Origin of the sequence: Leyella lascolaii, assembly GCF_900079775.1 — a bacterium.
GTDB classification, from domain to species: Bacteria; Bacteroidota; Bacteroidia; order Bacteroidales; family Bacteroidaceae; genus Prevotella; species Prevotella lascolaii.
Map to the genome: position 1 here is coordinate 144,234 of NZ_LT556036.1, position 24,187 is coordinate 168,420.

At 47.1% G+C, this 24,187-nt stretch carries 23 protein-coding genes; 13 read left to right on the plus strand and 10 right to left on the minus strand.

The annotated features are described in order from the left end of the window. Positions 1–4: 4 nt before the first annotated feature. Entirely contained in the window at positions 5–985 is a 981-nt protein-coding gene (locus BN4609_RS03745) for a GNAT family N-acetyltransferase (RefSeq protein ID WP_068855342.1), read from the minus strand. Positions 986–1,292: 307 nt separating this feature from the next. Between BN4609_RS03745 and BN4609_RS03750 the strand changes: the two genes are divergently transcribed. From BN4609_RS03750 to BN4609_RS03760, 3 genes are read left to right on the plus strand one after another with little or no spacing between them, the layout of a single operon-like run. After that, entirely contained in the window at positions 1,293–2,069 is a 777-nt protein-coding gene (locus BN4609_RS03750; protein WP_068855343.1) for a Rossmann-like and DUF2520 domain-containing protein, read from the plus strand. Beyond that, positions 2,066–2,584 (plus strand): KdsC family phosphatase, encoded by a 519-nt coding sequence (locus BN4609_RS03755; protein ID WP_068855344.1) that lies wholly within the window; start codon positions 2,066–2,068, stop codon positions 2,582–2,584. The genes BN4609_RS03750 and BN4609_RS03755 overlap by 4 nt, the downstream gene beginning before the upstream one ends. A gap of 53 nt (positions 2,585–2,637) precedes the next feature. Beyond that, positions 2,638–3,231 carry a Maf-like protein gene (locus BN4609_RS03760; protein WP_068855345.1) on the plus strand — a complete coding sequence of 198 codons (594 nt, stop codon included), beginning with the start codon at positions 2,638–2,640 and terminating at the stop codon, positions 3,229–3,231. A 405-nt stretch (positions 3,232–3,636) separates the two neighbouring features. On the opposite strand, the gene BN4609_RS16410 is transcribed toward BN4609_RS03760, so the two are convergent. Further along, complete coding sequence (locus tag BN4609_RS16410; RefSeq protein WP_164071565.1) at positions 3,637–3,879, minus strand: hypothetical protein; 243 nt, start codon at positions 3,877–3,879, stop codon at positions 3,637–3,639. 310 nt (positions 3,880–4,189) lie between these two features. Between BN4609_RS16410 and BN4609_RS03770 the strand changes: the two genes are divergently transcribed. Continuing rightward, on the plus strand, positions 4,190–5,776 hold the full coding sequence (locus BN4609_RS03770; protein WP_068855347.1) for a hypothetical protein: 1,587 nt from the start codon (positions 4,190–4,192) through the stop codon (positions 5,774–5,776). 356 nt (positions 5,777–6,132) lie between these two features. Here the strand turns inward: BN4609_RS03770 and BN4609_RS03775 are convergent, their stop codons facing one another. The 8 genes from BN4609_RS03775 to BN4609_RS03815 all read right to left on the minus strand — a co-directional run bounded on the left by BN4609_RS03775 (position 6,133) and on the right by BN4609_RS03815 (position 16,543). Beyond that, the gene (locus BN4609_RS03775) at positions 6,133–6,570 is read right to left on the minus strand and encodes a hypothetical protein (protein ID WP_068855348.1); all 438 of its coding nucleotides are present in this window, start codon (positions 6,568–6,570) and stop codon (positions 6,133–6,135) included. Continuing rightward, entirely contained in the window at positions 6,567–8,075 is a 1,509-nt protein-coding gene (locus BN4609_RS03780; protein ID WP_068855629.1) for a Y-family DNA polymerase, read from the minus strand. Before BN4609_RS03780 ends, BN4609_RS03775 begins: the two co-directional genes overlap by 4 nt. Positions 8,076–8,888: 813 nt before the next feature. Beyond that, positions 8,889–9,869, minus strand: a complete 981-nt coding sequence (locus BN4609_RS03785) for a glycosyltransferase family 2 protein (RefSeq protein ID WP_068855349.1) — start codon at positions 9,867–9,869, stop codon at positions 8,889–8,891. A 3-nt stretch (positions 9,870–9,872) separates the two neighbouring features. Further along, complete coding sequence (locus BN4609_RS03790; protein WP_068855350.1) at positions 9,873–11,357, minus strand: oligosaccharide flippase family protein; 1,485 nt, start codon at positions 11,355–11,357, stop codon at positions 9,873–9,875. Positions 11,358–11,464: 107 nt separating this feature from the next. Then, complete coding sequence (locus BN4609_RS03795) at positions 11,465–12,346, minus strand: nucleoside phosphorylase (protein ID WP_068855351.1); 882 nt, start codon at positions 12,344–12,346, stop codon at positions 11,465–11,467. A gap of 20 nt (positions 12,347–12,366) precedes the next feature. Then, positions 12,367–13,542: a hypothetical protein gene (locus BN4609_RS03800; RefSeq protein ID WP_206196535.1), complete on the minus strand. Its 1,176-nt coding sequence runs from the start codon at positions 13,540–13,542 to the stop codon at positions 12,367–12,369. Positions 13,543–14,462: 920 nt separating this feature from the next. Then, complete coding sequence (locus BN4609_RS03810) at positions 14,463–15,578, minus strand: glycosyltransferase family protein (RefSeq protein ID WP_068855354.1); 1,116 nt, start codon at positions 15,576–15,578, stop codon at positions 14,463–14,465. After that, positions 15,575–16,543: a glycosyltransferase gene (locus tag BN4609_RS03815; RefSeq protein WP_068855355.1), complete on the minus strand. Its 969-nt coding sequence runs from the start codon at positions 16,541–16,543 to the stop codon at positions 15,575–15,577. Before BN4609_RS03815 ends, BN4609_RS03810 begins: the two co-directional genes overlap by 4 nt. A gap of 429 nt (positions 16,544–16,972) precedes the next feature. Between BN4609_RS03815 and BN4609_RS03820 the strand changes: the two genes are divergently transcribed. The 9 genes from BN4609_RS03820 (at position 16,973) to BN4609_RS03860 (ending at position 24,183) form a co-directional block, all read left to right on the plus strand. Further along, complete coding sequence (locus BN4609_RS03820) at positions 16,973–18,367, plus strand: SLC13 family permease (RefSeq protein ID WP_021994468.1); 1,395 nt, start codon at positions 16,973–16,975, stop codon at positions 18,365–18,367. A gap of 16 nt (positions 18,368–18,383) precedes the next feature. Then, on the plus strand, positions 18,384–19,361 hold the full coding sequence (pfkA, locus tag BN4609_RS03825) for a 6-phosphofructokinase (protein ID WP_021994469.1): 978 nt from the start codon (positions 18,384–18,386) through the stop codon (positions 19,359–19,361). 130 nt (positions 19,362–19,491) lie between these two features. Then, positions 19,492–21,021, plus strand: coding sequence for a F0F1 ATP synthase subunit beta (atpD, locus tag BN4609_RS03830; protein ID WP_021994470.1), 1,530 nt, complete (start codon positions 19,492–19,494; stop codon positions 21,019–21,021). A gap of 15 nt (positions 21,022–21,036) precedes the next feature. After that, positions 21,037–21,282: an ATP synthase F1 sector epsilon subunit gene (locus BN4609_RS03835; protein ID WP_021994471.1), complete on the plus strand. Its 246-nt coding sequence runs from the start codon at positions 21,037–21,039 to the stop codon at positions 21,280–21,282. A gap of 15 nt (positions 21,283–21,297) precedes the next feature. Then, entirely contained in the window at positions 21,298–21,693 is a 396-nt protein-coding gene (locus tag BN4609_RS03840; protein ID WP_068855356.1) for a hypothetical protein, read from the plus strand. A gap of 32 nt (positions 21,694–21,725) precedes the next feature. Continuing rightward, positions 21,726–22,778, plus strand: a complete 1,053-nt coding sequence (atpB, locus tag BN4609_RS03845) for a F0F1 ATP synthase subunit A (protein ID WP_068855357.1) — start codon at positions 21,726–21,728, stop codon at positions 22,776–22,778. A 63-nt stretch (positions 22,779–22,841) separates the two neighbouring features. Further along, on the plus strand, positions 22,842–23,084 hold the full coding sequence (atpE, locus tag BN4609_RS03850; protein ID WP_021994474.1) for an ATP synthase F0 subunit C: 243 nt from the start codon (positions 22,842–22,844) through the stop codon (positions 23,082–23,084). Positions 23,085–23,113: 29 nt separating this feature from the next. Continuing rightward, a complete protein-coding gene (atpF, locus tag BN4609_RS03855) occupies positions 23,114–23,644 on the plus strand; it encodes a F0F1 ATP synthase subunit B (RefSeq protein ID WP_068855358.1) in 531 nt (176 codons plus the stop codon). Positions 23,645–23,646: 2 nt separating this feature from the next. Then, positions 23,647–24,183: a F0F1 ATP synthase subunit delta gene (locus BN4609_RS03860; RefSeq protein ID WP_068855359.1), complete on the plus strand. Its 537-nt coding sequence runs from the start codon at positions 23,647–23,649 to the stop codon at positions 24,181–24,183. Positions 24,184–24,187: the final 4 nt, after the last annotated feature.

The window sequence follows — 24,187 nt, forward strand, 5'->3', positions numbered from 1 at the left end:
TTGTTTATTTGTCATTGTAGCACCATGACAGGAATCTGTTGATGTATGGTACCGGCAGCCTGAACCATCTGTATTTAGAGACCGGCTTTCCTCCGAAACTCAGTATGAATTCTCTGAACGGATTGTTGCGGAAAGGGAGTCCGGCGTCAAGAAAATAAATGTGTTCATACCCGTGTGTGTAAGCATATTTTATGGCAGCCCATACCGTTATGCTTGCCGGAGAGAGGTGAATGTAAGTCTTGCGTTTTGATGCCAGATACCACATATATGAGTTTTTGCCGGAATAAAGACACACGCATCCTCCTATTATCTTGTTTTTGTATATTGTCACGAATGTCTTGCTGTCGCCTTCGGAGTTCAGCATGCTGAACATCTTCCTGTGGGGAATAGAGCGTCTTGTCTTGAATCTGAAGTAGCTACGCAGCAGTTTGTAGAATGCGCCCAGCTCTTCCTCGCTTTCCGCTTCTCTTGTGTATACACCGTGTTTTTCCGCAGTCTCTATTTTGGACAAGGCTTTCTCGCTTATGCGTTTTTCCGGAGGAAGGCTGTGAAGAGAGTTGTGTATTTCCTGCCATGGTATCGGGAAGTATCCGTTTTGTCTGAAATGCCTGTACGCGAACATCTTGTTGCTAATGTCGCTGAACTCGATATACAGGCACAGTTTGTGGTTGAATTTCTGCGTTACAGCCTTGAGCATCATGCTGAAAAGCAGTTCTCTGTCCTCGCCGGGAGCATATTCGCCCTCTCCGTAAACCCTTCCGTGTGTGTAGAGATATGGCGGAAACAGTCTTCCGTGCCGGCATATGAGAGCCAGGAGGTGTGCGTGCACTTCTCCGTTCCTGTCTTCTGCAACAGCCATGAGCGGAGCATAGCCGGGCGTTTTTTCCGCTATAAGGAAAAAATCGGTACTGTGGAAAAAGTTGTCGCAAACCATTTCCGGCAGCTCTTCGCTCTTTTGTATAAGCCGTATGCTTATTCCGTTCATATGGCAAAAATAACAAATCTTTTCTAAAAAGCATAATTTCAGAATCTATTATTGGGCAAGAATGATTAAATTTGCCACTTAAATGCGAGTCGGCATCATCCTTCATCCATCTTCCGGACTGATGTTGTCGGGATGAGTCTCTGCTTTTATAGAAGACGCGGACGGCTTCACCGGCAAAGTCATGAGGCGGAATGACGGCTGCGGAGCGTAACAGGGGTGGGGAACCTGCGGGCAGGTAAGCAAGCCGTTCCGGCTGTATGATTGATGCGATTCGTTTTAAAATACAAACATACATAATAATCAGAATATGAGAATAACACTTATCGGCGCCGGAAATCTGGCTACTCATTTGGGCAAGGCTCTGGCTGATGCTGGCAATACAATAGAGCAGGTGTACAGCCGCACCATGCAGTCTGCCACCCGGCTTGCCGCATTGCTCGGATGCGAGGCGCAGACAGAGATAGGCAATATCAACACTGACTCCGACGTGTATGTGCTTTCTGTCAGCGATTCAGCCTTGCCGCAGATTGTCCCGCAACTGTGCGCCGGACGAGACGGAGGCATCTTCGTGCATACGGCGGGCAGCATTCCGGCAGACATCTTCCGCGGGCACGCGCGCCATTACGGTGTTGTCTATCCCATGCAGACGTTTTCCAAGGACGCGAGACTCGATTTCAGAAAGATTCCGTGCTTCATCGAGGCGTCAGACGACGGGACGCGCGGCGTGCTTCAGACGATGTGCCGGGAGATAAGCGACAGCGTCGTTCCGCTGGGCAGCGATGACCGCAAGTATCTGCATCTTGCCGCTGTGTTTGCGTCCAATTTCGTGAATCACTGTTACAATGTCGCCTCCCACATCATGCGGAGCCACGGCATTCCTTTCGAATATATGTATCCGCTTATAGACGAGGTGGCTTCAAAAATACACTCCATGACGCCGTCCGACGCGCAGACCGGTCCTGCCGTGCGCAACGACAGGAACGTTATTGACCGCCATCTGAGTCTGCTCTCGGATGAGCCTGAGTTCAGGGAGATTTACGGGATAATGTCTGATGGGATACACAAAATAAGAAACAAGTCATGATTGATTACGATCTTTGTAAAATAAAAGCTGTCATTTTTGATGTCGATGGAGTGCTGTCTGCTGAGACTGTCGTGCTCGCGCCCGACGGAGAGCCGTTGCGTACGGTGAACATAAAGGACGGCTATGCCATACAGCTGGCATGCAAGATGGGACTGCGTATAGTCATAATGACAGGCGGCAACACCGAGGCGGTAAGGTTGAGGTATGAGCGTCTCGGCGTGAGAGACATCTTCATGGGATGTGCGGTGAAGATCCGCGATTACGAAAGGTTCAGAGACGGCAGCGGACTTACGGACGAGGAGGTGATATATGTGGGCGACGATGTGCCCGACTATGAGGTCATGAGCACAGTGGGATGTGCCTGCTGTCCTTCCGACGCATGCCCCGACATAAAGTCTGTGAGCCGCTATGTGAGCGGTAGAGCGGGAGGGTGTGGCTGCGCGCGCGACATTATCGAGCAGGTGCTTCGTGCCCAAGGCAAATGGATGGCTGACGAAAAGGCTTTCGGATGGTGACGTGATGTGCGCGCGTACGTGTCCGGATGTATGTCAATAAAAAAGAAAACAGAATGAAGACGAATAAATATAAAGTAATACTGTCGAGCAACTCACCGCGGAGAAAGGAACTTTTCGCAGGTTTGGGAATCGGTTTTGAGGTAAGGGTCATCAGCGGGATAGACGAGTCGTATCCTCCAGAACTGCCTTTGAGCGAGGTGCCGCTGTACATTGCGAAAGAGAAGGCTGCGGCTTACGACATAGCCGACGGCGAGCTTGTGATAACCGCCGATACGGTTGTCATTGTCGGTAATGAGATTCTCGGAAAGTCTTCCGGTGAGGACGAGGCGAGGAGCATGCTGCGCAAGCTGGGCGGACGCACCCATGAGGTTACTACGGGAGTGTGTCTCACCACATATGACCTGCAGCGCAGCTTTGCCGTCACGAGTGAGGTGACGTTCAAGAGTCTCAGCGATGAAGAGATAGACTACTATGTCAGAAACTACCGTCCGTTTGATAAGGCTGGAGCTTATGGCATTCAGGAATGGATAGGATATATAGGTGTCACATCGCTGCGCGGCAGCTATTTCAATGTTATGGGATTGCCCGTGCAGCGCATTTATGAGGAACTGAGAAACACGTTCGGTTTCGGGCTTGGTGCTGAATGACTCGTCCTGTCATTCTTGCATGATTATGCGGAAAGGTGAATAGTTATGCGTTACAGGCATGGCGTCAACTCTCAGATACTCGTCTGTAGGCGATGTAGATGATGTGCTGCGACAAATACGCGAGTTTTGGAGATGTGAGATAAGACGCTGTCATACAGGCATATACATTTCCACGTGTGCTCAGGAGCCTTATTCTGAGCCGCGGAAAAGGCTGTTTGGATGTCCCGAACAGCCTTTTCCGTGTCGTGGAACAGCCTTTGCGGAGCCATGAAACGGTCGTTTCAGTTATGCGGGAGAGCCTTTTCCGCTCTTTCCGTATGCTTCTATGCGACGGCTGTCGTATATATATGCGTGTTATATACGTATTTTCCCGTCTTTGCGTTTCTGTTTTGCGAATTTCCCGTGTCAATATTTTTTACCGTCATTACCGTATAAATATTCATTCCTTCCTTGCTGTCCTGCTTTTTTGTCCCGCATCCGCGTTTGGCATGCAACGGCTGTTTGCTGACGCGCTGAAGTGAATGCCGGACATAAGACCGCGTGATGTCCGGCGGCATTACGCTCACTTGTATCGGCGAACGGGCATTCTTCAGCCGTAAGCTTACTTATGTGAGGATATTTAATTGTGTGTTGTTCATTTTGCGACATAATGTTTACTGAAAGTGACATTATGCTTATAATAATTGTTAAAACGTTGCATTCGGCTTGTTTTTTACAGTCTTGATGATGCGTCGAATGTATATAAATGCTAACTTTGTGACAACATATCAGCGTTAGCCGGCTTGTATTCAGACTGTAGAAAAATATTTTCCGGCATGATTCAAGATATGTAAAACACATGACGCCAGACCGAAATACGATTCCGTTACTGTGCGTCATAAGCGGTTATCCAACTTAATGTACAACCCCGGCAAGTGACTGTCAGACGTGCGTTCACTTGCTTTAAAACAATCACAACATGAAAAAAACTTTACTTGGTCTCGGTATTCTGGCTGTGTCGCTGTCGGCTTCAGCCCAGAACAGGAAGTCTGCCATCGAATGGCCCTCTTACTCGACAATCATCAGCGAGCAGCCGGAGGGAGAGAACATTACCGATGTCATCGGCAAGAACTTCGCCTACACTTATGAGCAGAACCAGATGATGAGGCAGCAGACCTACAACGGTGTGGCGTCATATGTAAAGGGAACAGACGGAAACATCTACATCTACAATCCTGTTCCCGGATACCGTGCAGGCTCATATCTCAAGCTTGAGCCCACGTCAGACGGTCGCTACGTTGCGCATACGCCTCAGGCAATCGGCTATGACGAGTATTATGGAGAGACAATATACATCATGCGTCTCGTCGCAAAAGAGGAGAACGGCAAGGTGAAATGGGTGCTGGACGAGCGTGAGAACGGCGAGATAGACGGTGACGTGTATTTCACATACACTGACGGGGTGCTTCGCCAGCAGCGCATTGAGGGAGAGGTGTTCGGCGACCCTAAGGCTCTGCTCGCCACAGTCTACCGTGGAGGATCCCTTGAAGGCTCTGCAGTGGGAGAGCTTACCATAATGCCGAACCCGTATGAGGCAGTGAAGCTTCCGGAGGGTGTGACTCCCGTGCCTTACAACATGAGCTTCAGCACAAACTATAATGAGAGTCTCACCGCCAAGGCAAGCGTGGCGTTCGACGGGGAAGACGTGTATCTGAGCGACCCGGAGAATCCTTCTAATGGCTATTGGATAAAAGGAAGCTACAGCAACGGAGTGATTACTGTCAAGCCTCAATATGTCGGAGCGGACAACGTGTGGAACGTCCACTACTTCCTTCTGCCCGGCAAGATTGTGGAGACTGACGCAGGCAAGACGCTCGGACTGGTGGAGACAATGGTGCTGAAGGTCGACGAGCAGAAAAACACCATCACGTCTGAGCCCGACTATGTGTATATCATTGCGGCTGACATGAAGGGCGGGCGGCTTCTGGAGAGCTACATCATGCCGTCTTACTCTAAGATAGAAGTGAAGCCGGCAGTCCCTGCGGCACCTGAGTTCAATGATGTCAGCGGCTATGACCCGTATTATGGCAGAGAGGTAAGGTTCTATCTGCACAGTAAGGATGTTGACGGCAATCCTATCGATGCTGATGGTTTGTCTTACCGTGTGTATGTAGGTGCGGACTCGGTATACACCTTCACGCCCGACAAATATACACGTCTTGAAGCTCCGATGTCTCTTGTCGCCTATTCGTTCTCCGACCAATACGACTTCCCGGCTGCCGCCAACGACTACCACCGTTTCTATTTCTATGAGGACGAGCTTGATGCTCTTGGTCTGCAAAGCGTGTATACAGCCGGTGGTGTGACCAATGTCTCTGAGATAACCTGGTGGAAGGAGCCGGTGGGGACGTCTGTGTCGGGACTTGATGCGGATGTCAAGCCTGTGCGTACCGACTGGTTCGACATGCAGGGACGTCGTGTCGACTCTCCGTCTAAGGGCGTTTATGTTGTGAGAAAGACAATGCCTGACGGCAGTGTGATAACATCAAAGCATGTGAAGAGATAATAGGACACCGGTTTATCAGGCACATCATGACGTCCGGTTGCTATTCGATGTGATTATGATTGATGACATGTCATGACGCACGAATGTGTTCCGGTGGACCTGACCTGATAAAAACGGTCTCGCGAGATTGGTAATGAGGGCTGTCCGTATGGCTTTTGTCCGGCGGACAGCCCTTGTTGTTTGTCTGTCTGTAGCAGAGCGGAAAATGATGCGTATGCCGCATTTCATATGGTCGGATGATGCCTGTCGGTTTGCTGGTTGCCGTCTGGTTGCCGGTGTATATGAATATTCCGTGAAACGGAGCGCGGCGTATATGTCATGAGAATTATAAAAGACGGGCTTTTAGAGAATGGCTGTCACCGCGTCAGCCCGTCTGTCTCCGTATCCGGACATCCTGTCTCGATGTCGTATATATATTCGAACGGTATTGTTTCCCCGTCGGGTAGAACTAATGTTTTGTTTACTGTATCTATTTCATTTATTACCGAACGTATCGTCCGGTAGCTGCCTCCGGCTTTTCTCTTGTCAGGTTTGAAGTAGGTTATGGCAGTGGTCGTGTGTCTGTACTGCCCTTCAAGAAGCGTGTGTATCTTCCGGTCAAGCATCTCGGCATGGTTGTCGTCATACTCAATGAAGCGTGATGTCTGACGTGCCGTCTCGCGTATGGCGGCACCGTGACCCGACAATGCGGAGAACGGAGCGAACTGTGCGGCGCGGCTCTGCATCGACATCTGTGGATGCTTTTCAGAAACATGGTGCGGCAGGTTTATTATGTCGTCATACTTATGTGTCATGCGTTGTGCCCTCCTATCTGATTGTTGCGCATTCGTGCCGTGGCTCCGTCCTCAAAGTTCAGTCCTTTCAGTATGGTGTTCTTTCCGTATTTCTTCTTTATTTTCAGCAGTGTCTTCTGCATTCTCCGTTCTTTCTCCAGCCTTTCGTCTTCTTTCCGCTTTTCCTTTTCAAGCTGTTCATAGTCAGTGAAAAGGTCAAGCTCCACCGGAGCGGCTTTCCTGTCAGTACGGTTCTCGTCCATAACGTGATTCGTAGTGAGGTTGATCCGGCGTATGAGCAGTTGGGGGTTGACAATTCTGTCATACAGTCTTGTGGCTGTTTCGGATATCAGGGAGGCTGATGATGTGAAGCGTCCTATGTTGGCAGTACCGTGTGCGTGCTTGGGCACTTTGCGTCCGTAGCGGTCGGTCACTATCTCTCCGTGATACGAATCCCTGATGTCCGGATCGGTGATGCTTGCCGTGTCGTATCCTATGGTAAGGACAATCTGGTCGGTGACAAGGTGCTTGTCGAGAAGGTCGAGCGATGCCGCGTCAGCCATTTCCATCAGTACTATGCGTGCCTTTTTATAATCGTATGCGTACTGAAGCACCTGTCCGGTGCACAGAGAGTTGCTTTCCGACCTGTAGCTCTTTACCATATCCATTGTGCACGGTTCCCATCCCCAGGCATGGTCTATGAGAAGCTCGGCATTTACTCCGAACAGTCTGTAGAACAGTTCCTCCCTGTCTATTGAGTATCTGGCAATCTGTCCCATGGTGCGTATGCCGTATTTTTCGAGCTTGTTGGCTATTCCACGTCCCACTCTCCAGAAGTCTGTGAGCGGTTCATGGTCCCACAGGGTGCGCCGGTATGTCATTTCGTCGAGCTCGGCTATTCTCACTCCGTCCTTGTCGGCAGGAATGTGTTTCGCCACTATGTCCATCGCTATTTTGCAGAGATAAAGGTTTGTGCCTATTCCTGCGGTTGCCGTGATGCCTGTCTGGCTCAGTACGTCACGTATTATGGTCATTGCGAGCTCGTGGGCGGACATCTTGTAGTATCCGAGATAATCGGTCACGTCCATGAAAACCTCGTCGATGGAGTATACATGTATGTCGTTTTCTGATATATATTTCAGGTATATATCGTATATCCGTGTACTGTATTTGACGTAAAGAGCCATCCGTGGCGTTGCGGCAATATAGTCTGCTTCGAGTTCGGGATGCGAGTTGAGCTCGTCCTCCGATACTGATTTCCCTGCAAATTGCCTGCCTGCAAGTTGTCTTCTGCGTCCGTTGTTCAGCTGGGTCACACGCTCTATCACCTCGAAAAGTCTTGCGCGTCCGCTTATACCGTACTTTTTCAGTGACGGTGAGACGGCAAGGCATATTGTCTTTTCTGTGCGCGAGACGTCCGCCACGACAAGATTTGTCGTGAGCGGATTAAGCCCGCGTTCCACACATTCTACTGAAGCGTAGAACGATTTCAGGTCGATTGCTATGTATTTGCGTTCCTGTGACATGCTTTTTATGAAATACAAATATGTGCAAATCAATGATAATGATGCCAGCCTTTGTATTGCCGAGTGCAGCTTATCTTCTACAAAGATAACGCAATCGAGTGCAATGAGAACTTGTTCTTACATTGCCGAGTGCAGCTTATCTTCTACAAAGATAACGCAATCGAGTGCAATGAGAACTTGTTCTTGTATTGCCGAGTGCAGCTTATCTTCTACAAAGATACGTAAAAAAGTAGAATTTTATAAGAAATAATGATGGCGTCTGCCCTGTAGAGACGCAAAATCTTGCGTCTCCCGAGTAAAAATCGCAGCAATGACAGGTCTTCTTCAACTCAGCGTATTGTGCATTCTTGCGTCTCCCGAGCAAAAACCGCAGCAACGACAGGGATTTTCTCACATCTTTTCATTGCGCATCCTTGCTTGTGAGACGCAAGATTTTGCGTCTCTACTTGGATAGTCCGCGTATAATACAGCGTTGTTTGGGTGCATGAGACAGTGCCGGTGAGCGCAATGAAAGCTTGCTTTCTAATTGCCAAATGCTGCCTGTTTTAAAACAAAATCAGCCACCGGTGTTCTTTCATGACGACGGGATGCGGGTATCGCGATGCACCTCTCCATATATAATGATGCCATTCTCCACGTATAATGATGCCATTCTCCATGTATAATGGTGTCCTTTTATATATATAATAATGTGGACTTCTTAATGCAGCTTTCCTTTGCTTATGCAGGCGTCGGGTATTCTATCTGGTGCAGACCAAAACCAGTCTTATGTCGGGAATGACATTCTGTATGGATATCAGCTTGCGTTTCTGTTTATGTAAGAGCCGATTTGAGCATGAAATATATTTCCTCCTGCATGCGGAACAGGCACCATGAATATTTGAAAGGCATGTATCCGAACTTGTATTTCAATGAAAGCGGAAGAGCCTTTGTGTCTATATCTCTCCATATGCGGTGCATTTCCGCAAGTCCGTATGAGCGTTCCTCTGCCGTAAGCCTGGCTCTGTTGGTGAAATAAAACATGTAGGTGTCTACAAGAACAAGCCATCTTGTTTTCTCATAAAGATTCAGAATGTCTTTCCCTACATTGAGTCTTAGCAATTGTCTCCTCATGCTTTCGTTTGCTCTGATGTGGTCGAAGCGTCTCACGGATACCGCATGAGTCGTTGAGAGCGGGTTCTGGAAATAATAGTATTTGCCTTTGCAGCACCTCACTTTGCGGCTGTTGAGATAATGGATGCGTGTGGTGTTGTCATCGCTATATGCCCTGCATGTCTCGTCATAGGGAAAAGCCTTATGTATCTCAGCCCTCACCATGTACCAGCCGTGTATGTCCCATGTGAGGCTTGCGATGAAAGCGTCGTTTCCAGACATCTCATTGAAGGGACGCATGGGGAATAGCTTTTCTTCATCGGTGCCTTCATTGCGCGTCACCACGTCGAATAGCACGCAGTCGGTTTCAGAATACTCTGTAAAGACATCGACACTTTTACGCAGCGCATCAGGCTCCAGCCAGTCGTCGCTGTCGACAAATGTTATGTATTTCCCGCCCGCCAGACTGAGTCCTTCATTGCGTGCGTGTGCCTGTCCACGGTTTTCTTTCAGTGATATTACGTCAATCCGAGGGTCGGTATCGGCGTATTTGTTGAGTATTTCCAGCGATTCGTCGGTGGAGCAATCGTCAATACATATTATCTGTATGTCTTTCAGCGTCTGTGCAAGAAGCGAGTCCATACAGCGACATATATATTTCGCCGAGTTATATACAGCGACAAGAACGGATACCTGACACATTTCTCAGTTATAGGATTTGAATTTTGACATTAGCTTGTTCCACAATGATGTCTTTCCTTGAAGTATCTTTAAGGAAATGAAAGTGCTTGTGCAAATAAGAATTATTCCGATAATCCAGTATGCTGCGGTATTGTCTATGAACATTGTAAGCATGGCGGCAATGCCTATGGGGAACTGGATAAGGAAGTATTTTATAACCGGTATGGAGATGACATATCTGTATTTGTAATATGTGAACAGCAGGATGATGCACACGTCTATGATACATGTAAGCGTTATTGCGTATCCGGCTCCGACAAGACCGAATGCCGTGAAGCCGACGACAGTAAGGATTATGACGATTACATCGTATGTAGCCTCAAGAAACAGATAGGCTTTTGAGTTGCCTCTCGCCAATGTCAGATAGGCAATGGGGAGCTTTATGGTTCTGAGGTACATCGCTATGATGGTTATGCGTATCATGTCTGTCACCGGAATGAACTTGTTGCTGTACAGCAATGGCAGCAGAAGCGGCAGGCTGACCATGAATGCCACGAGCATGGGTGAGAGCAGAAGGAGCGACACTTCTATCTGTCTGTTGATGATGATGTTACGTTTCTTTACATCCTGGTTTACCGCCGACAGCCTCGGGAAATAATCGGTCTCCATTGCGGTGAACACCATTCCGGCGTACACCATTGTCATCATATATCCTGCGTTGTAGAGTCCCACCGTGTCAAGAGAGGACGTTGTGTTGAGGAAGGAGCGTATTACAAAGTCAGCACCGCTGCCGAATATGCCTGCAATGACAAATGCCGAGCCGAGCTTCACCATGTAGAATCCTTGTCTCAACGAGTCTTTCCGCATCGATATGCTTAGCGGGAACAGTCTGTATGATGTGTGTATGGTGAGCAGCATCTGGCACAGTGATATTATGATAAGGGACGGTATGATGCCTGCCTCACCGAAAAGATAGTATATAGGGACGGATGTCAGAAGTGCTATTATGACGTTTATTATTGATATTCCGGCAAGGGCGTTGAGATGTCCGGTGCCTTTGAGGATGGCTGTCTCGCCTCCCGTGACAGCCATCAGCGCTACGATGGGGGAGAGACATATGAAGTGTAAGGTGTGGTCTCCCCACGTGAAGGTGAACGCATTGAGCAAAGGACTGGCGATGATGCATAGCAATGTGCCCGCAACGGCGGTGATAAGACTCCACGATCGAATCATGCTTATTGTTCCGGAGATGTGCTCCGCATCCCTGTTCTCGTATGACTCGGCTATGTTCTTGACCGCGCTCATAGATATGCCGAGGTTTGTCGTGTTGGAGACAAGGTTTATCGTGGAATTGAAAAGAGATATCAGTCCCATTCCCAAGGGACCTAATATCAGTGCGACAAACTTATTTCTGACGATTGATATGAGAAGATTGAGAAACTGAATGCCTCCAAACAATCCTGTGTATTTCAGGATGTGTGAATAGCTGTTCTTGCTGTTTCTGCCCATTTATATAGTTTATCTGTATTATAAAAATATAATGACAACATACGTATTCCGTTGCATTGCCGTCCGGCGCAGGGTGTCTGTATGTTGTCATTATCGTGTTTATGTGTTTATATACGTTCCAGAACAGTTCTTATCAGGTCGTCTATCTTGTTCTTGTAGCCTGTGTTCGCCTCTTTGGCATACCTGTTGGCAATTACCATGCATACTGTTGTGGCTTTGTGCCCCATGAGACGTGCGAGACCCGCAAGGGCTGAGCTTTCCATCTCGAAGTTGGTTATGCACATGCCTTCATATCTGAAGCTCTCTATCTTTTCATTCTGGTGCGGGTCAGCCAGAGGCAGGCGCAGCTGTCTGCCCTGCGGTCCGAAAAAGCCTCCGCACGCCACTGTGATGCCCTTCACCATGTCATCACCGGAAATGCGGTCGGCAAGTTCCTTGTCCGAACTTATGACATAAGGTGCCGGCGCGCACATGTTTCCGCTCCATCCGAGATGGTTAAGCAGCGCGCGCTCCAGTTGCAGGTCACACACGGTGTTGCGTCCGGCATAGAAATTAAGAAGTCCGTCGAAGCCGACAGATTTCTCCGAACAGATGTATGTCCCTATGGGAGTGTGCGGCTGGAGTCCTCCGCATGTGCCGATGCGCACTATCTCAAGTTGTGTGAGATGTTCTTTTTCCTGTCTGGTGTTGAAATCGATGTTGGCAAGGGCGTCAATCTCGTTCATCACAATGTCGATGTTGTCGCATCCGATACCTGTTGATATCACGGTGATGCGTTTGCCTTTGTAGTATCCTGTGACTGAATGGAACTCCCGGCTTTCTGTCTCGCATTCTGTCTCTGTGAAGTGTGAGGCTACCGTGGCAACCCGTCCGGGGTCGCCTACCAGTATTATTTTGCCGGCGAGCTGTTCCGGTCTGATATGTAGGTGGAAAATGCTTCCGTCTGCATTTATTATTAGTTCGGATTCTTCAAAATACTTCTTTACCATAATAAATAGGTTTTAGAGGGTTATTTTTTCATTTGCTCATATTCGCTCTTTCTAAGAGCGTTCATGTCGTTTATGATTGATTGTCTGAGCGTTTCGCCTGATTTCTCGGCATTCAGAATCTTGGTTGCCAGACTGCTTCGCTCCGAGCCCGTTGCCGAGCGGTATCTGGCACGCAGTTGTTCTGTCTGTTCGGACTCTTCGTCCAGCTGTTTCTGCCGTTTCCTGATGCTCAGATAAAGAGACCTGTTCTTGTCGGAAGAGAAGTCGGACAAATCTGTATATTCCACCTCGTCGTTGATGACAAAGCTGACGGATGTGCCGGACTCCACCGCCTTATTGTCACGCGCGACGGCTTTCTGAAGCCGTGCCATGGCTTTCTGTCTTGATTCCTCCGACTCCCATGTGTCTTTAATGCTTGTTATGGCAGCGTAGTTGCGGAGCGTGTTCTCATCAATCTCACCGTTGTAATTATGCCTTGTGGACGACAGCGAAACAGTGTAGACGCATACTTTTCCTTCCGGTTGCCTTCTTGTGGTGGCAAACCAGGCTATGCCGTCTGTATCGTCTTCGACATACATCATGTCGTCTTTGTCTGAGTTGAACGGCAGACCCACATTCTCTGCTTTGAGGAATCTGCCTGACTCGGAGTCGTAGGTAGTGACATAAATGTCGTATCCGCCGAGCCCTTCTTCAGACTTTGCCGCAAAGTAAAGCGTGGTTCCGTCAGACGTCATGTACGGATAGTTTATCTCAGTAAAGGGAATGTCGAAGCCTTCAAGCAGTTGCGGCTGGCTCCATTCGCCGTCGTTCAGCCGGTCTCTGGTCATGAGCCTGAATGTGCTGTCGGCTGACATCTCAGAATAAAAGCACTTGTTGCCGAATCCGTTCACATACACGTATGTGTCAGTTCCCTTTTTAGTGTTGAAAAACTTGTCGTATGGCAATATCTGTCCATAGTCCTTTGGGAGGGGGATGGCGTCTGACAGGCGGTTGCGGTCAACAACGGTGCTGTCTATTATGAACAGCTTCTGTGTGTTGGGCAACATGCTCTCATAAAGCATGCTTGCCATATCCGTCTCCTCTGTCTCAGTGTTCTGGACCCTTGGCTTATTGTGGTGCTTTTGTCTGCGCACTTGCGACAGGACGCAGGAAGCTACAAACGATGCGATAATAAGTAAATATATTCTTTGTCTCATTGGTTAATCGTAATTTAATACCGAACAAAGATAAATAAAAAATAATAAAGAATGGACGGTTTTAACGTAATTTTTTATATTGCAGCCAATCGGTACTCAATGCGTGTCTGTGTGACACCTGGCTCTCATAAGGAGGCATGCAGCCGCAGACATACGTCTTTTGCATGTATGCCTGAACCGCTGTACGCACGTCAGCGGACATGAAAGATGATTCTGTTTTTCATTATAATCATCCATGACTTGAATATTACGATTGCTTCACGTGTGCAGTCCGCACATGCGTCACCGTTCATCCGGAATGGATATTTATTCAGAATGGAAAGTAAAAAATCTTTACATTGATTTTCTGGAAAACAGAACCGCGATGAACGCCCGGGCACTGTCTTGTGCGTGTTATGGCTTATCCGTATATTGCCCGGATTCAGATGCTCTCCCCCAAAATTCTTCTTTATTTCCTTATATATGCTCTCCCGCAGTGCTTTTTCATACTGTCCGGGTTTGTATGGCAGGCATGCCGTGTAGCGGAAAAGGCAATGTCATGTCCCCATACGGGCTTTTCCATATGCCCGAAGAGCCTCTTCAGCATGGCGGAAAAGCCTTTTTCGTACGCTGTTTAAAGGCATTTTTCATGACTGTTTGCGTATTGTGCTGATATTGAACGGATTGTGAAAACGTGTCATAAATCGCGTATACGGCGGTAAAACGTTCCTGCTTTGCCTCTGCGCGATTCTCGCGGACTTTACATTGTTTGATTATTCGTACAGCCTCTACTGTATTGCTGAATATGCGCATCGTCCCAGCCGACATGTCTCATCATATCCGCCCGTGCGGCTTTTTCTTTTTTCCGTCGTATTTTTGCTTCCCGCATGTCTCGTCAAACGCATTTACCGGTGAGTCTGTGGTCAGGGCGCCAAAGGTTTTCATTGCCTCTCACTGATTATCTTATAATATAGAGACTCGTATTGCCGTGCCACCTTTATATAGTCATGATGCTTGCCGATGTATTCAATGCTTTGTCTTTTCAATGACGGAATCATCTCGGGATGCAGTACAAGACGTTCAAGACTGTCATACACGCTGCCGTATTCTGGGAGGACATTGACTACGGGTCTCAGTCTGTCTTCATTCAATATGTCATAGTTCTCGGGCTCTCCGCCGCCGACGCATATTATTCCTTTTGCCATGGCTTGCAGCGCGTTCATGGCAGGCGTGTAGCTGTAGAGCTGGTCAAGCAGGACGTCTGAATTGTTCATCAGCCTGACATATTCCCCGAAAGGTACAGACTCTACTTTTATAAGTTCCACCTTTTCCTTATATTTCCGTTGTATGTCCTCCGCCGCTTCAAGCATTATGTCAGTGCCTTTATATTCGTTGCGTGTCTTGTTGATGCCTATGAATATTCTTAAGGGCATGTTTCCCGGACGGCTGTCGCAAGGGAGTGCGTTCCTCTCCGGTTTTATGGGGAACGGGATGTAAGCCGTCTTTTCGGCGAAAGCCTGCCTGTAGCACACGAAATACTCGTAAAGTCCAGCCACTATCATGTCGCAGTCGTCAGCGATATATTTGTTAAGCCGCTCTTTTGATGTGCCTATCCAGTCTTTCCGTTCTTTTATGGCATCGGTGTTGTTGCGGAGACTGTCGCCAATGTTAAAGTCGCTGTATCTTAGCGGTTTGGAGTCGCAGCATGTCTTGACCCAGTAGTAATCCATGCCGAAAGCGCAGAGTACCAGTCCGTTATTATGCTTTCTGATATATCTGTATATCGGAAAGATCAGGTCAGCCTTTATCTCCAGAAATATAGGGTTGATAATCTGCACGATGTCATATCCGCGCATTAGGGGGAGAGTCTTTATGAGTTTCGTAATGTATCTCAGACCTCCTGCTTTTGAATAGCTTCTTGTCAGGGATATGTCGCGGTTGTAGTTCTTCCAGTAATCACCGTTTGATATGACCGTCACCGTGTGTCCTAATTGCCTGAGACCTTCGGCAAGAGTCCAGTGCACGTTACTGTATTCACCGATTAAAAGTATCTTCATTTTGTTGTCATTGTGAATAACAGGTTGCGTAATAGTCTGTTATTTACTACTTTTCTGAAACAGACGTATTTCTTCGAGTAGTTTTTCTCAGGCAAAGGAAACAGCATGTGCTCTTTCATCTGTCTTATCGCGTTGTCGAGATATTCCCTGTCGTGCGTGAGACGGATGATGTTGTATATGTAGTCCATTGTCAGTTGGGCTATCCGCCGTTGCAGTGCCGGTCTGTCGGTCTCGGGTATCGTCTCGATTATCGATTGCAGATGAAGTATCACGTTCTTGAAATCAGACAGCCGGTTGTATATGTGTGACTTGTCTTTATTGTTGGTTATGGAGTTGTTTCTTTTTCTGTAATAGTAGGCGGATGCGTTTGTCGAGATGACATTTTCAGCCCTTAAAAGCAGCTGTGGCGTGAAGTCCTCATCCTCATGGACTATGCCCGGGCGGAAGCGCAAGTCTCCGAGGATGTTCCTTCTGAACAAGAATCCGCATACTGAAGCTACGAGATTGTTGTTTTTCATGTAGTTGCTGCCGCTTACAGGCTCACTGTATGAGAACGGTACACTTACGTCTGTAGTGCCTGTAATTTTAAACATTATCATGTCCGGCGTCTGGTATCTTGCTATGTCAAGGCAGTGCTCGTAAGGTGCGGGAATTATGAAGTCGTCGCCGTCGACGAATTGTATGTATCTGCCAGAGGCATACATGAGTCCGGTGTTGCGTGCTACGGAGAGTCCCTTGTTCCTTTGCCGTACGTAGACCAACTCGTCTCTTAGTTCGGTTATCTCGTTAATTACGGATATGTCGGAGCCGTCGTCAACCAGTATTATCTCACGCTCTTCGTTGCTGAGCGATAATTTCAGAAGACTGCCGATACACTCCTTTATCATGTGTGACGGAATGTTGTATGATGTTATGATAAAGCTGACCAGTGGCTCTGTGTTGTGAGATGAATACAATTCATTCATTGCGGTGGTGTCCTTTTCTTTGTTTTGTTTTTTATAAAAATGTTTCTTGCGGGATTTTTACGGTGCAAATATAAATAAAATATATTATTCGCATGCCGTTTCTGTTATTAAAACGTGTGGGGATGCTTGTTTCTTTAACCCGGAAAGGCTGTCATACCACATGCCTGTTATGTGTCGCTTCAGGGCGTGCAGGCTTCCGTTTTTATCAGAGACCCGGCGTGACGCGAGGGCAAAAGGCACATTGCCGGATGGCGACAGCTGCGGGTAGGACTGATGAAGGGCTGGCAGGCAACAGTGAATGTGTGCATGGCGGCGTGATAATAGGGCAGTGTTTAATTTTTAATGTACTGTTAAACGTATTAAATTTGTTTGACTCCGCTTTGCCGTTCTGATATATTTGTGTATCTTTGCACATATATGTTCAGCTTTATGACAATTGTTATTGTTGCTATATTGTTTGTGGGTTTTTTCCTTATCTCGACGGAAAGGCTTACGAATATAAATAAAACTGCGGTGGCTATTTTTATAGGCACGTTGGCTTGGATGCTGTATATAAGTAACGGTAGCGATTATGTCCTGAAGCAGCACTTGGATGAATACCTGATATTTTCCGGCGGTGAGGAGCCTTCCGGCAGTCTTGTCAAGCAGTTCATCGCCCAGAATGTGTTCCTGAAATATGTCGGTAAGGCATCTGAGATAGTCCTGTTTATTCTGGCGACAATGACAATCGTCGAGATAATGCAGAATAACGGGTGCTTTGATTTTATATCCCAGTATATGCGGACACGCAACAGCAGGAAGATGCTGTGGATATTGTCTGCTTTCACTTTTGTGCTTTCGGCAAATCTTGACAATCTCACATCGACAGTGATGGTGCTGACAATGATGCACGGCGTGGTGAAAAACCGCAGGCAGAGAATGCTCCTCGGATGCGCTGTCGCCATATCCGCGAATTGCGGCGGAGCGTTGACTGTCATCGGCGACCCTACGGGACTGGTATTGTGGAACAGCGGTCTTGTGACGGCTACAAATTATTCGCTGTCGCTTGCCTTGCCATGTCTGGCGGCATGGTGCATACCGGTGTGGTGGATTGGGCGTTCCTTGCCGGAACGTCTCGACACGGAATGGATTACGATGCCTTACCGTGGCGATGACGCCAACCTGAGCCTGTGGCAGAAGATGCTCATGTTTGTGATTGGCATAGGAGGCTTGTGGTTCGTGCCTACATTCCATAACATAACCAAGCTAAGCCCTTTCATCGGAGCGTTATGCGTATTGGGCGTATTGTGGGTTTTCAATGAGGTGGTAAACAGAAAGTCCATGTATGTGTCTGATGTCGTGCAAAGGCGTGTGCCTCGCGCTCTCCAATACGGTGTCATACAGATGATATTGTTCGTGATGGGCATAATGCTGGTTGTGGGAGTGGTGCGCGAGACTGGTGTCATGTCTGAATGCGCGGCGTTCTTGGATGAAAGGATGAGCAACGTCTGGCTGATGGGTGTCTTCACGGGTGCGGTAAGCTCTGTCCTTGACAATTTCGCTACCGCGATGACGATGATTTCCCTTCGTGAGGCTGATGCTGCTGCGGTTCTTCCAGGTATGGTCCAGGATGTCTCTCCGTATGTGCAGAACGGACTCTATTGGAAAGTCATAGCATACGCGTCGGCAGTAGGCGGGAACATCCTGTGTTCGGGTTCCATGAGCGGGCTTGCGCTTATGCAGATGGAACGTCTGCACGTAGGCTGGTATATGAGAAACATTGGATGGAAGTGTCTGGTCGGCGGTCTGGCAGGGTTTCTTATTATGATTGTTTTATTTATATGATATATTAAGGTTGATTATGGCAAAGATTAATACTATCGGTGTTTTGACTTCCGGCGGTGACGCGCCCGGTATGAATGCAGCAATACGTGCGGTGACGCGCGCGGGAATATGCAACGGTTACAAGATTAAAGGTATATACCGCGGGTATGCCGGACTGATAAACGGCGAGATAGAGGATTTCACCACGGAGAATGTAAGCGGCATAATAATGTCCGGCGGTACGATTCTGAAGACGGCGCGATCAAAGGAATTCCTTACACCGGAAGGCAGGCAGAAGGCTTATGAAAACCTGAAGGCGAACGAGATAGACGCATTGGTTGTGATAGGAGGTAACGGTTCGCTGACTGGAGCCATGCTTTTCGCCCAGGATTATGACTTGTGCTGTATCGGACTGCCGGGTACTATAGATAACGATTTGTACGGTACGGATTCCACAATAGGATATGACACTACGTTGAATACGATAGTTGAGTGTGTCGACAGAATACGGGATACTGCCCAGAGTCATGAGCGCATATTCTTTGTAGAGGTAATGGGACGCGATGCGGGATTCCTTGCGCAGAACAGCGCGATAGCAAGCGGTGCCGAGGCTGCTATCATTCCGGAAGATTCTACGGATGTCGACCAGTTGTCAAGGTTTATGGAACGCGGAATAAGAAAGTCGAAGAAAAGCTGTATCGTGATTGTTTCGGAAAGTCCGAAATGCGGTGCCCTTTACTATGCGGACCGTGTTAGAAAGGAGTTCCCGCAATATGATGTGCGCGTATCCATATTGGGTCATTTGCAGCGTGGCGGCCGTCCGAGTGCTCACGACAGGATTCTTGCCTCACGAACAGGTGTCGGAGCCATAGAGGCAATTATGCAGGGACAAAGAAATGTGATGATTGGAGTGAGAAACAATGAGGTTGTCTACGTACCTCTCAGTGAAGCTATACGAAGTGACAAACCATTTGACCGTAAACTGATAAAGGTTCTTGACGAATTGAGTATATAAGCTTTTACATTTGTCGGATAAACAGCTTTATTAATGTCCCTTAGGTAAGATTTAAGCGATATGATAGGGCAAATGAGGAAATATTTTTTATCTTTGCATACGAAAAAATATTAATAAAAAAATAACTTATATGGCACAGATCATTGGACATATTTCTCAGATAATAGGACCTGTTATTGATGTCTATTTTGACACAAAAGGACAGGACTCGGAGAAAGTATTGCCGAAAATATATGATGCGTTAAAGATTGACCGCGGTGACGGTCGCGAGCTCATCGTGGAGGTTCAGCAGCACATAGGAGAGGATACGGTACGCTGTGTGGCAATGGACAACACCGATGGCTTGAAGCGTGGTATGGAGGCAGTTCCGCAGGGGTCTCCTATAAGGATGCCTGCCGGTGACCAGATAAAGGGAAGGATGCTGAATGTGATAGGACAGCCTATCGACGGAATGAAAGAGCTCGATATGGAAGGCTCTTATCCTATTCATCGTGATGCTCCGCAGTTTGAAGAACTGTCTACAAGGAAAGAAATGCTCGCAACCGGAATCAAGGTCATTGACCTTCTTGAACCTTATCTTAAAGGAGGAAAAATCGGTCTGTTCGGTGGAGCGGGCGTTGGAAAGACGGTGCTGATTATGGAGCTTATCAACAATATTGCCAAGGGACATAACGGATATTCTGTTTTTGCCGGAGTGGGAGAAAGAACCCGTGAGGGAAACGACCTCATCCGGGAGATGATAGAGTCCGGAGTCGTCAGGTATGGCGAGAAGTTCAAAAAGGCGATGGAGGAAGGAAAGTGGGATCTTTCGTTGGTTGATCCGGAGGAACTGAAGAAGAGCCAGGCTACCCTTGTGTATGGTCAGATGAATGAACCGCCCGGAGCACGTGCCTCAGTAGCGCTTTCCGGTCTGACGGTCGCCGAGGAGTTCCGTGATAATGGAGGACAGAATGGCGGCGCTGCCGACATATTGTTCTTTATAGATAATATCTTCCGTTTCACCCAGGCAGGCTCTGAGGTGTCCGCACTTTTGGGTCGAATGCCTTCAGCCGTGGGTTACCAGCCGACACTTGCCAGCGAAATGGGTGCGATGCAGGAACGAATAACTTCAACGAAAAAAGGTTCAATCACGTCAGTACAGGCGGTTTACGTTCCGGCAGACGACCTTACTGACCCGGCACCGGCAACCACATTCACACACCTTGATGCCACAACGGAACTCTCGCGTAAGATAACCGAGCTTGGTATTTATCCTGCCGTGGATCCGTTAGGCAGCACATCGCGTATATTGGATCCTCTGATTGTGGGTAAGGAACATTATGAATGCGCGCAAAGGGTAAAGGAGATATTACAACGCTATAAGGAACTTCAGGACATTATCGCCATATTGGGAATGGATGAACTTTCAGACGAGGACAAGCTGACTGTAAACCGTGCACGCCGTGTACAGAGATTCCTGTCGCAGCCGTTTACCGTAGCAGAGCAGTTCACCGGAGTTCCTGGAGTCATGGTTTCGATAGAGGATACTATTAAGGGATTTAACGCAATTCTTGATGGAGAGGTTGATGACCTGCCTGAACAGGCTTTCTTGAATGTCGGTACCATAGAGGACGTGAAAGAAAAGGCGAAAAGGCTTTTGGAGGCAGCTAACGCAAAGTAATGGCAACGTGAGTATATGAGTCTGAAATTAAAGATAGTATCACCGGAAAAAATTGAATATTTGGGATTTGCGGACAGGGTTCTCGTACCGGGAACAGCCGGAAAGTTCGAAATACTCATCAACCATGCACCTATCATTTCTTCATTGGAACAAGGTGACGTTGAATTCTCTTATCAAGGTGAAGTGAAAAAATTGCACATACAGGGCGGATTCGTTGAAGTTCAGAAAAATGAAGTGTGCCTGTGTGTTGAAATGCAATAACAGTGTGAAAACCATATGGCAGATGTAAAAAAGTTAAGCAAATGCTATCTGAGGCAGGGTATAATGCTTGTTGCTGGAATGTTCTTCATTTCATTAATAATAATGAGAGTCTGGAATCTTTATGATATTTTAAATCCGCTGATTATAAGTATTATATTCTCGCTTATGATAGTTTTTGCTGAGGCTGTAATCTGGAGGAGAATCGCTGAAAAGAACCCTGAGGGATTGACCGGCTTTTATACTGCTGTCTCGGGATTCAGAATGTTGCTTGCTTTGGGCACCATGCTGGTGTATTACATAATAATGGGAGGTGAGACGATGATGACTTTTTTCCTGGTATTTGTGGCTTTTTATTTCGTGTTGCTTGTTCATCACGCAATATATTTTGCCAAGGTATCCGGTAAATCCTGATTGTTCAGAATATGTTTATGGATAAATTAAAGATGAGACATATTAAATATATATTATTATTGTTGTTGGTTTTTATGCCGGCACTTGCTTCTTCTGCCAATGAAAAAGCAGATGAGGAGGGCGGACTCAATATTCCGGAGATAGTGCTGGAGCATCTCTCTGATTCATATGAGTGGCATATAGCGACATATGGGGATAATCATATCAGTATTCCCTTACCCATAATAATAAGAAGCGACGCGACAGGCGAGTGGCATTTCTGTACAAGTCACAGTCTTCCGGATAATTTCTATTTTAACAAGGAAATGCATGGGAAGATATACGAGAAGCTGCCTGACGGAAGTTCGGTAAGACCGCTTGATCTGAGTATAACCAAAACAGTTGCCCAGATTTGGATAGTTGTTATTGTGCTGATTTGCATATTCACGTATTGCTCCCGTTGGTATAAGAAGCATGACGAAAGAAGTCAGGCTCCTTCAGGATTCGTAGGTATGATGGAGATGCTGATAACAACAATAAATGACGATGTGATAAAATCATCGATAGGGGAGAAACATTACAGAAAGTATTCACCCTATTTGCTGACGGTATTCTTCTTTATACTGACCGCAAACATAATGGGTCTGATTCCGTTCTTTCCTGGAGGGGCAAATGTCACAGGAAATATAAATGTCACTTTCTTCCTTGCTTTGTGTACGATGATAGCCATAAACCTTTTCGGAAACAAGCATTACTGGAAAGATATATTCTGGCCTGATGTTCCTCTCTTTCTTAAAGCATATCCGGTTGCCGTCATGCCGGTAATAGAGTTATTCGGTGTTTTCACAAAGCCGTTCGCATTGATGATACGTCTTTTTGCAAACATAATGGCAGGACATGCCGTGATACTGAGTTTCACTTGTGTTATATTTCTTGGCTGGTCTATGGGTGTAGGCTATGGTCTTGGACTTAACACTCTGAGCATAGTAATGCTTTTGTTCATGAACTGTCTGGAATTACTGGTGGCGTTCATACAAGCTTATGTATTTACATTGCTTAGTGCGGTATTCATTGGGCTCGCACATGTGGAGCACGCCACAGAATAATGATTTATGATAAAGACAATTTAAAATAATAATTATATATAAATAATAAACAATTTTAGAGCTATGATTATTTCGACTTTATTGGCTGCTGAAGGTCTGGCACAGCTGGGCTGCGGTCTCGGTGCAGGTATTGCAACTATTGGTGCAGGTTTGGGTATTGGCAAAATCGGAGGAAGTGCAATGGACGCCATAGCACGTCAGCCTGAGGCAACCGGCAAGATTCAGGGTAACATGATTCTTACAGCTGCCTTCGTTGAGGGTTGTGCTCTTTTTGCTATCGCAGCGTGTGCATTCCTTATTAAGTAAAAGAAAAAAACAGTTAAATTATACAGCAGATGGATTTTAGTCAATTGCCATCAATATTGACGCCTGATCTGGGATTGATTTTCTGGATGACGCTCGCTTTTCTGGTGGTATTTTTTGTCGTCGCTAAAATGGGATTTTCGACAATTGTCAAAGCAGTGGATGAAAGAAAACGCTATGTTGACGAAAGTCTTGAGAAAGCCCACAAGGCATCTGAGCGGCTGGAAAATATAAAGCAGGAGGGTGAGGGCATACTTCGTGAAGCCCGTATCAGGCAGGCAGAATTGCTTAAAGAAGCTGCTGCAACTCGTGACCAAATCTTGCAGGATGCCCGTGAAAAGGCACGTAAGGAAAGTGAGCGCATGATAAATGAGGCGAAAGCCGAAATTGAAAATGAGAAAGTGGCCGCGATAAGCAGTATCCGTAAGCAAGTCGCGTTGCTCAGTGTGGGTATAGCAGAAAAGGTTCTGCGCAACAACTTGACTGATGATAAGGCGCAGATGATTCTGATTGACCGCATGCTGGATGAAGTTTCTGTATCAGATAATAAGAATTTCCAATAATAATGGACATCGGAGTTATATCTGTAAGATACGCACGGGCTCTTTTGAAAGCAGGTCTTGATGCCGGGGTGGAGGACAGAGTGTATGCAGAGATGCAGGTTCTCGCGCAGAACTATATCACTTTGTCTGAACTCAGTACAGCGGTAGACAATCCCATGCTTTCAAAAGAGCTTAAAGAACAATTGCTTGTTGCTGCAACAGGCAATAATCCGTGTGACATTACACGTTCGTTTCTTAGTCTTGTATTGAAGGAGAACAGGGAAAGTATTCTGCAATTCATGGCTAACTCGTATGTAACTCTCTACAGGAAACAGAAAAATATTATTAGCGCAAAACTCGTCACTGCCGCCCCTGTAACAAAGTCTGTTGAAGACAGAATGCGGCATCTGGTAGAGAGTAAGACTAATGGAACTGTGCAGTTTGAGACAGCCACCGATCCTGAGCTGATCGGAGGGTTCGTCCTCGAATATGATACATATCGTATGGATGCAAGTTTGAAAGCCAAACTCAATGCTATCTTGGCACAGTTGAGTAACTAATTAT

Excerpts from the sequence above, each read along its gene's own strand:
- BN4609_RS03820 (WP_021994468.1), top strand. The coding sequence starts at position 16,973 with ATGACAATTGTTATTGTTGCTATATTGTTTGTGGGTTTTTTCCTTATC.
- BN4609_RS03795 (WP_068855351.1), bottom strand. The coding sequence starts at position 12,346 with ATGGTAAAGAAGTATTTTGAAGAATCCGAACTAATAATAAATGCAGAC.
- BN4609_RS03780 (WP_068855629.1), bottom strand. The coding sequence starts at position 8,075 with ATGTCACAGGAACGCAAATACATAGCAATCGACCTGAAATCGTTCTAC.
- BN4609_RS03860 (WP_068855359.1), top strand. The coding sequence starts at position 23,647 with ATGGACATCGGAGTTATATCTGTAAGATACGCACGGGCTCTTTTGAAA.
- atpD (WP_021994470.1), top strand. The coding sequence starts at position 19,492 with ATGGCACAGATCATTGGACATATTTCTCAGATAATAGGACCTGTTATT.
- BN4609_RS03800 (WP_206196535.1), bottom strand. The coding sequence starts at position 13,542 with ATGAGACAAAGAATATATTTACTTATTATCGCATCGTTTGTAGCTTCC.
- BN4609_RS03775 (WP_068855348.1), bottom strand. The coding sequence starts at position 6,570 with ATGACACATAAGTATGACGACATAATAAACCTGCCGCACCATGTTTCT.
- atpE (WP_021994474.1), top strand. The coding sequence starts at position 22,842 with ATGATTATTTCGACTTTATTGGCTGCTGAAGGTCTGGCACAGCTGGGC.
- BN4609_RS03840 (WP_068855356.1), top strand. The coding sequence starts at position 21,298 with ATGGCAGATGTAAAAAAGTTAAGCAAATGCTATCTGAGGCAGGGTATA.
- BN4609_RS03790 (WP_068855350.1), bottom strand. The coding sequence starts at position 11,357 with ATGGGCAGAAACAGCAAGAACAGCTATTCACACATCCTGAAATACACA.
- BN4609_RS03745 (WP_068855342.1), bottom strand. The coding sequence starts at position 985 with ATGAACGGAATAAGCATACGGCTTATACAAAAGAGCGAAGAGCTGCCG.
- pfkA (WP_021994469.1), top strand. The coding sequence starts at position 18,384 with ATGGCAAAGATTAATACTATCGGTGTTTTGACTTCCGGCGGTGACGCG.
- BN4609_RS03755 (WP_068855344.1), top strand. The coding sequence starts at position 2,066 with ATGATTGATTACGATCTTTGTAAAATAAAAGCTGTCATTTTTGATGTC.
- atpB (WP_068855357.1), top strand. The coding sequence starts at position 21,726 with ATGAGACATATTAAATATATATTATTATTGTTGTTGGTTTTTATGCCG.
- BN4609_RS03750 (WP_068855343.1), top strand. The coding sequence starts at position 1,293 with ATGAGAATAACACTTATCGGCGCCGGAAATCTGGCTACTCATTTGGGC.
- BN4609_RS03785 (WP_068855349.1), bottom strand. The coding sequence starts at position 9,869 with ATGTGTCAGGTATCCGTTCTTGTCGCTGTATATAACTCGGCGAAATAT.
- atpF (WP_068855358.1), top strand. The coding sequence starts at position 23,114 with ATGGATTTTAGTCAATTGCCATCAATATTGACGCCTGATCTGGGATTG.
- BN4609_RS03770 (WP_068855347.1), top strand. The coding sequence starts at position 4,190 with ATGAAAAAAACTTTACTTGGTCTCGGTATTCTGGCTGTGTCGCTGTCG.
- BN4609_RS03815 (WP_068855355.1), bottom strand. The coding sequence starts at position 16,543 with ATGAATGAATTGTATTCATCTCACAACACAGAGCCACTGGTCAGCTTT.
- BN4609_RS03810 (WP_068855354.1), bottom strand. The coding sequence starts at position 15,578 with ATGAAGATACTTTTAATCGGTGAATACAGTAACGTGCACTGGACTCTT.
- BN4609_RS16410 (WP_164071565.1), bottom strand. The coding sequence starts at position 3,879 with ATGTCGCAAAATGAACAACACACAATTAAATATCCTCACATAAGTAAG.
- BN4609_RS03835 (WP_021994471.1), top strand. The coding sequence starts at position 21,037 with ATGAGTCTGAAATTAAAGATAGTATCACCGGAAAAAATTGAATATTTG.
- BN4609_RS03760 (WP_068855345.1), top strand. The coding sequence starts at position 2,638 with ATGAAGACGAATAAATATAAAGTAATACTGTCGAGCAACTCACCGCGG.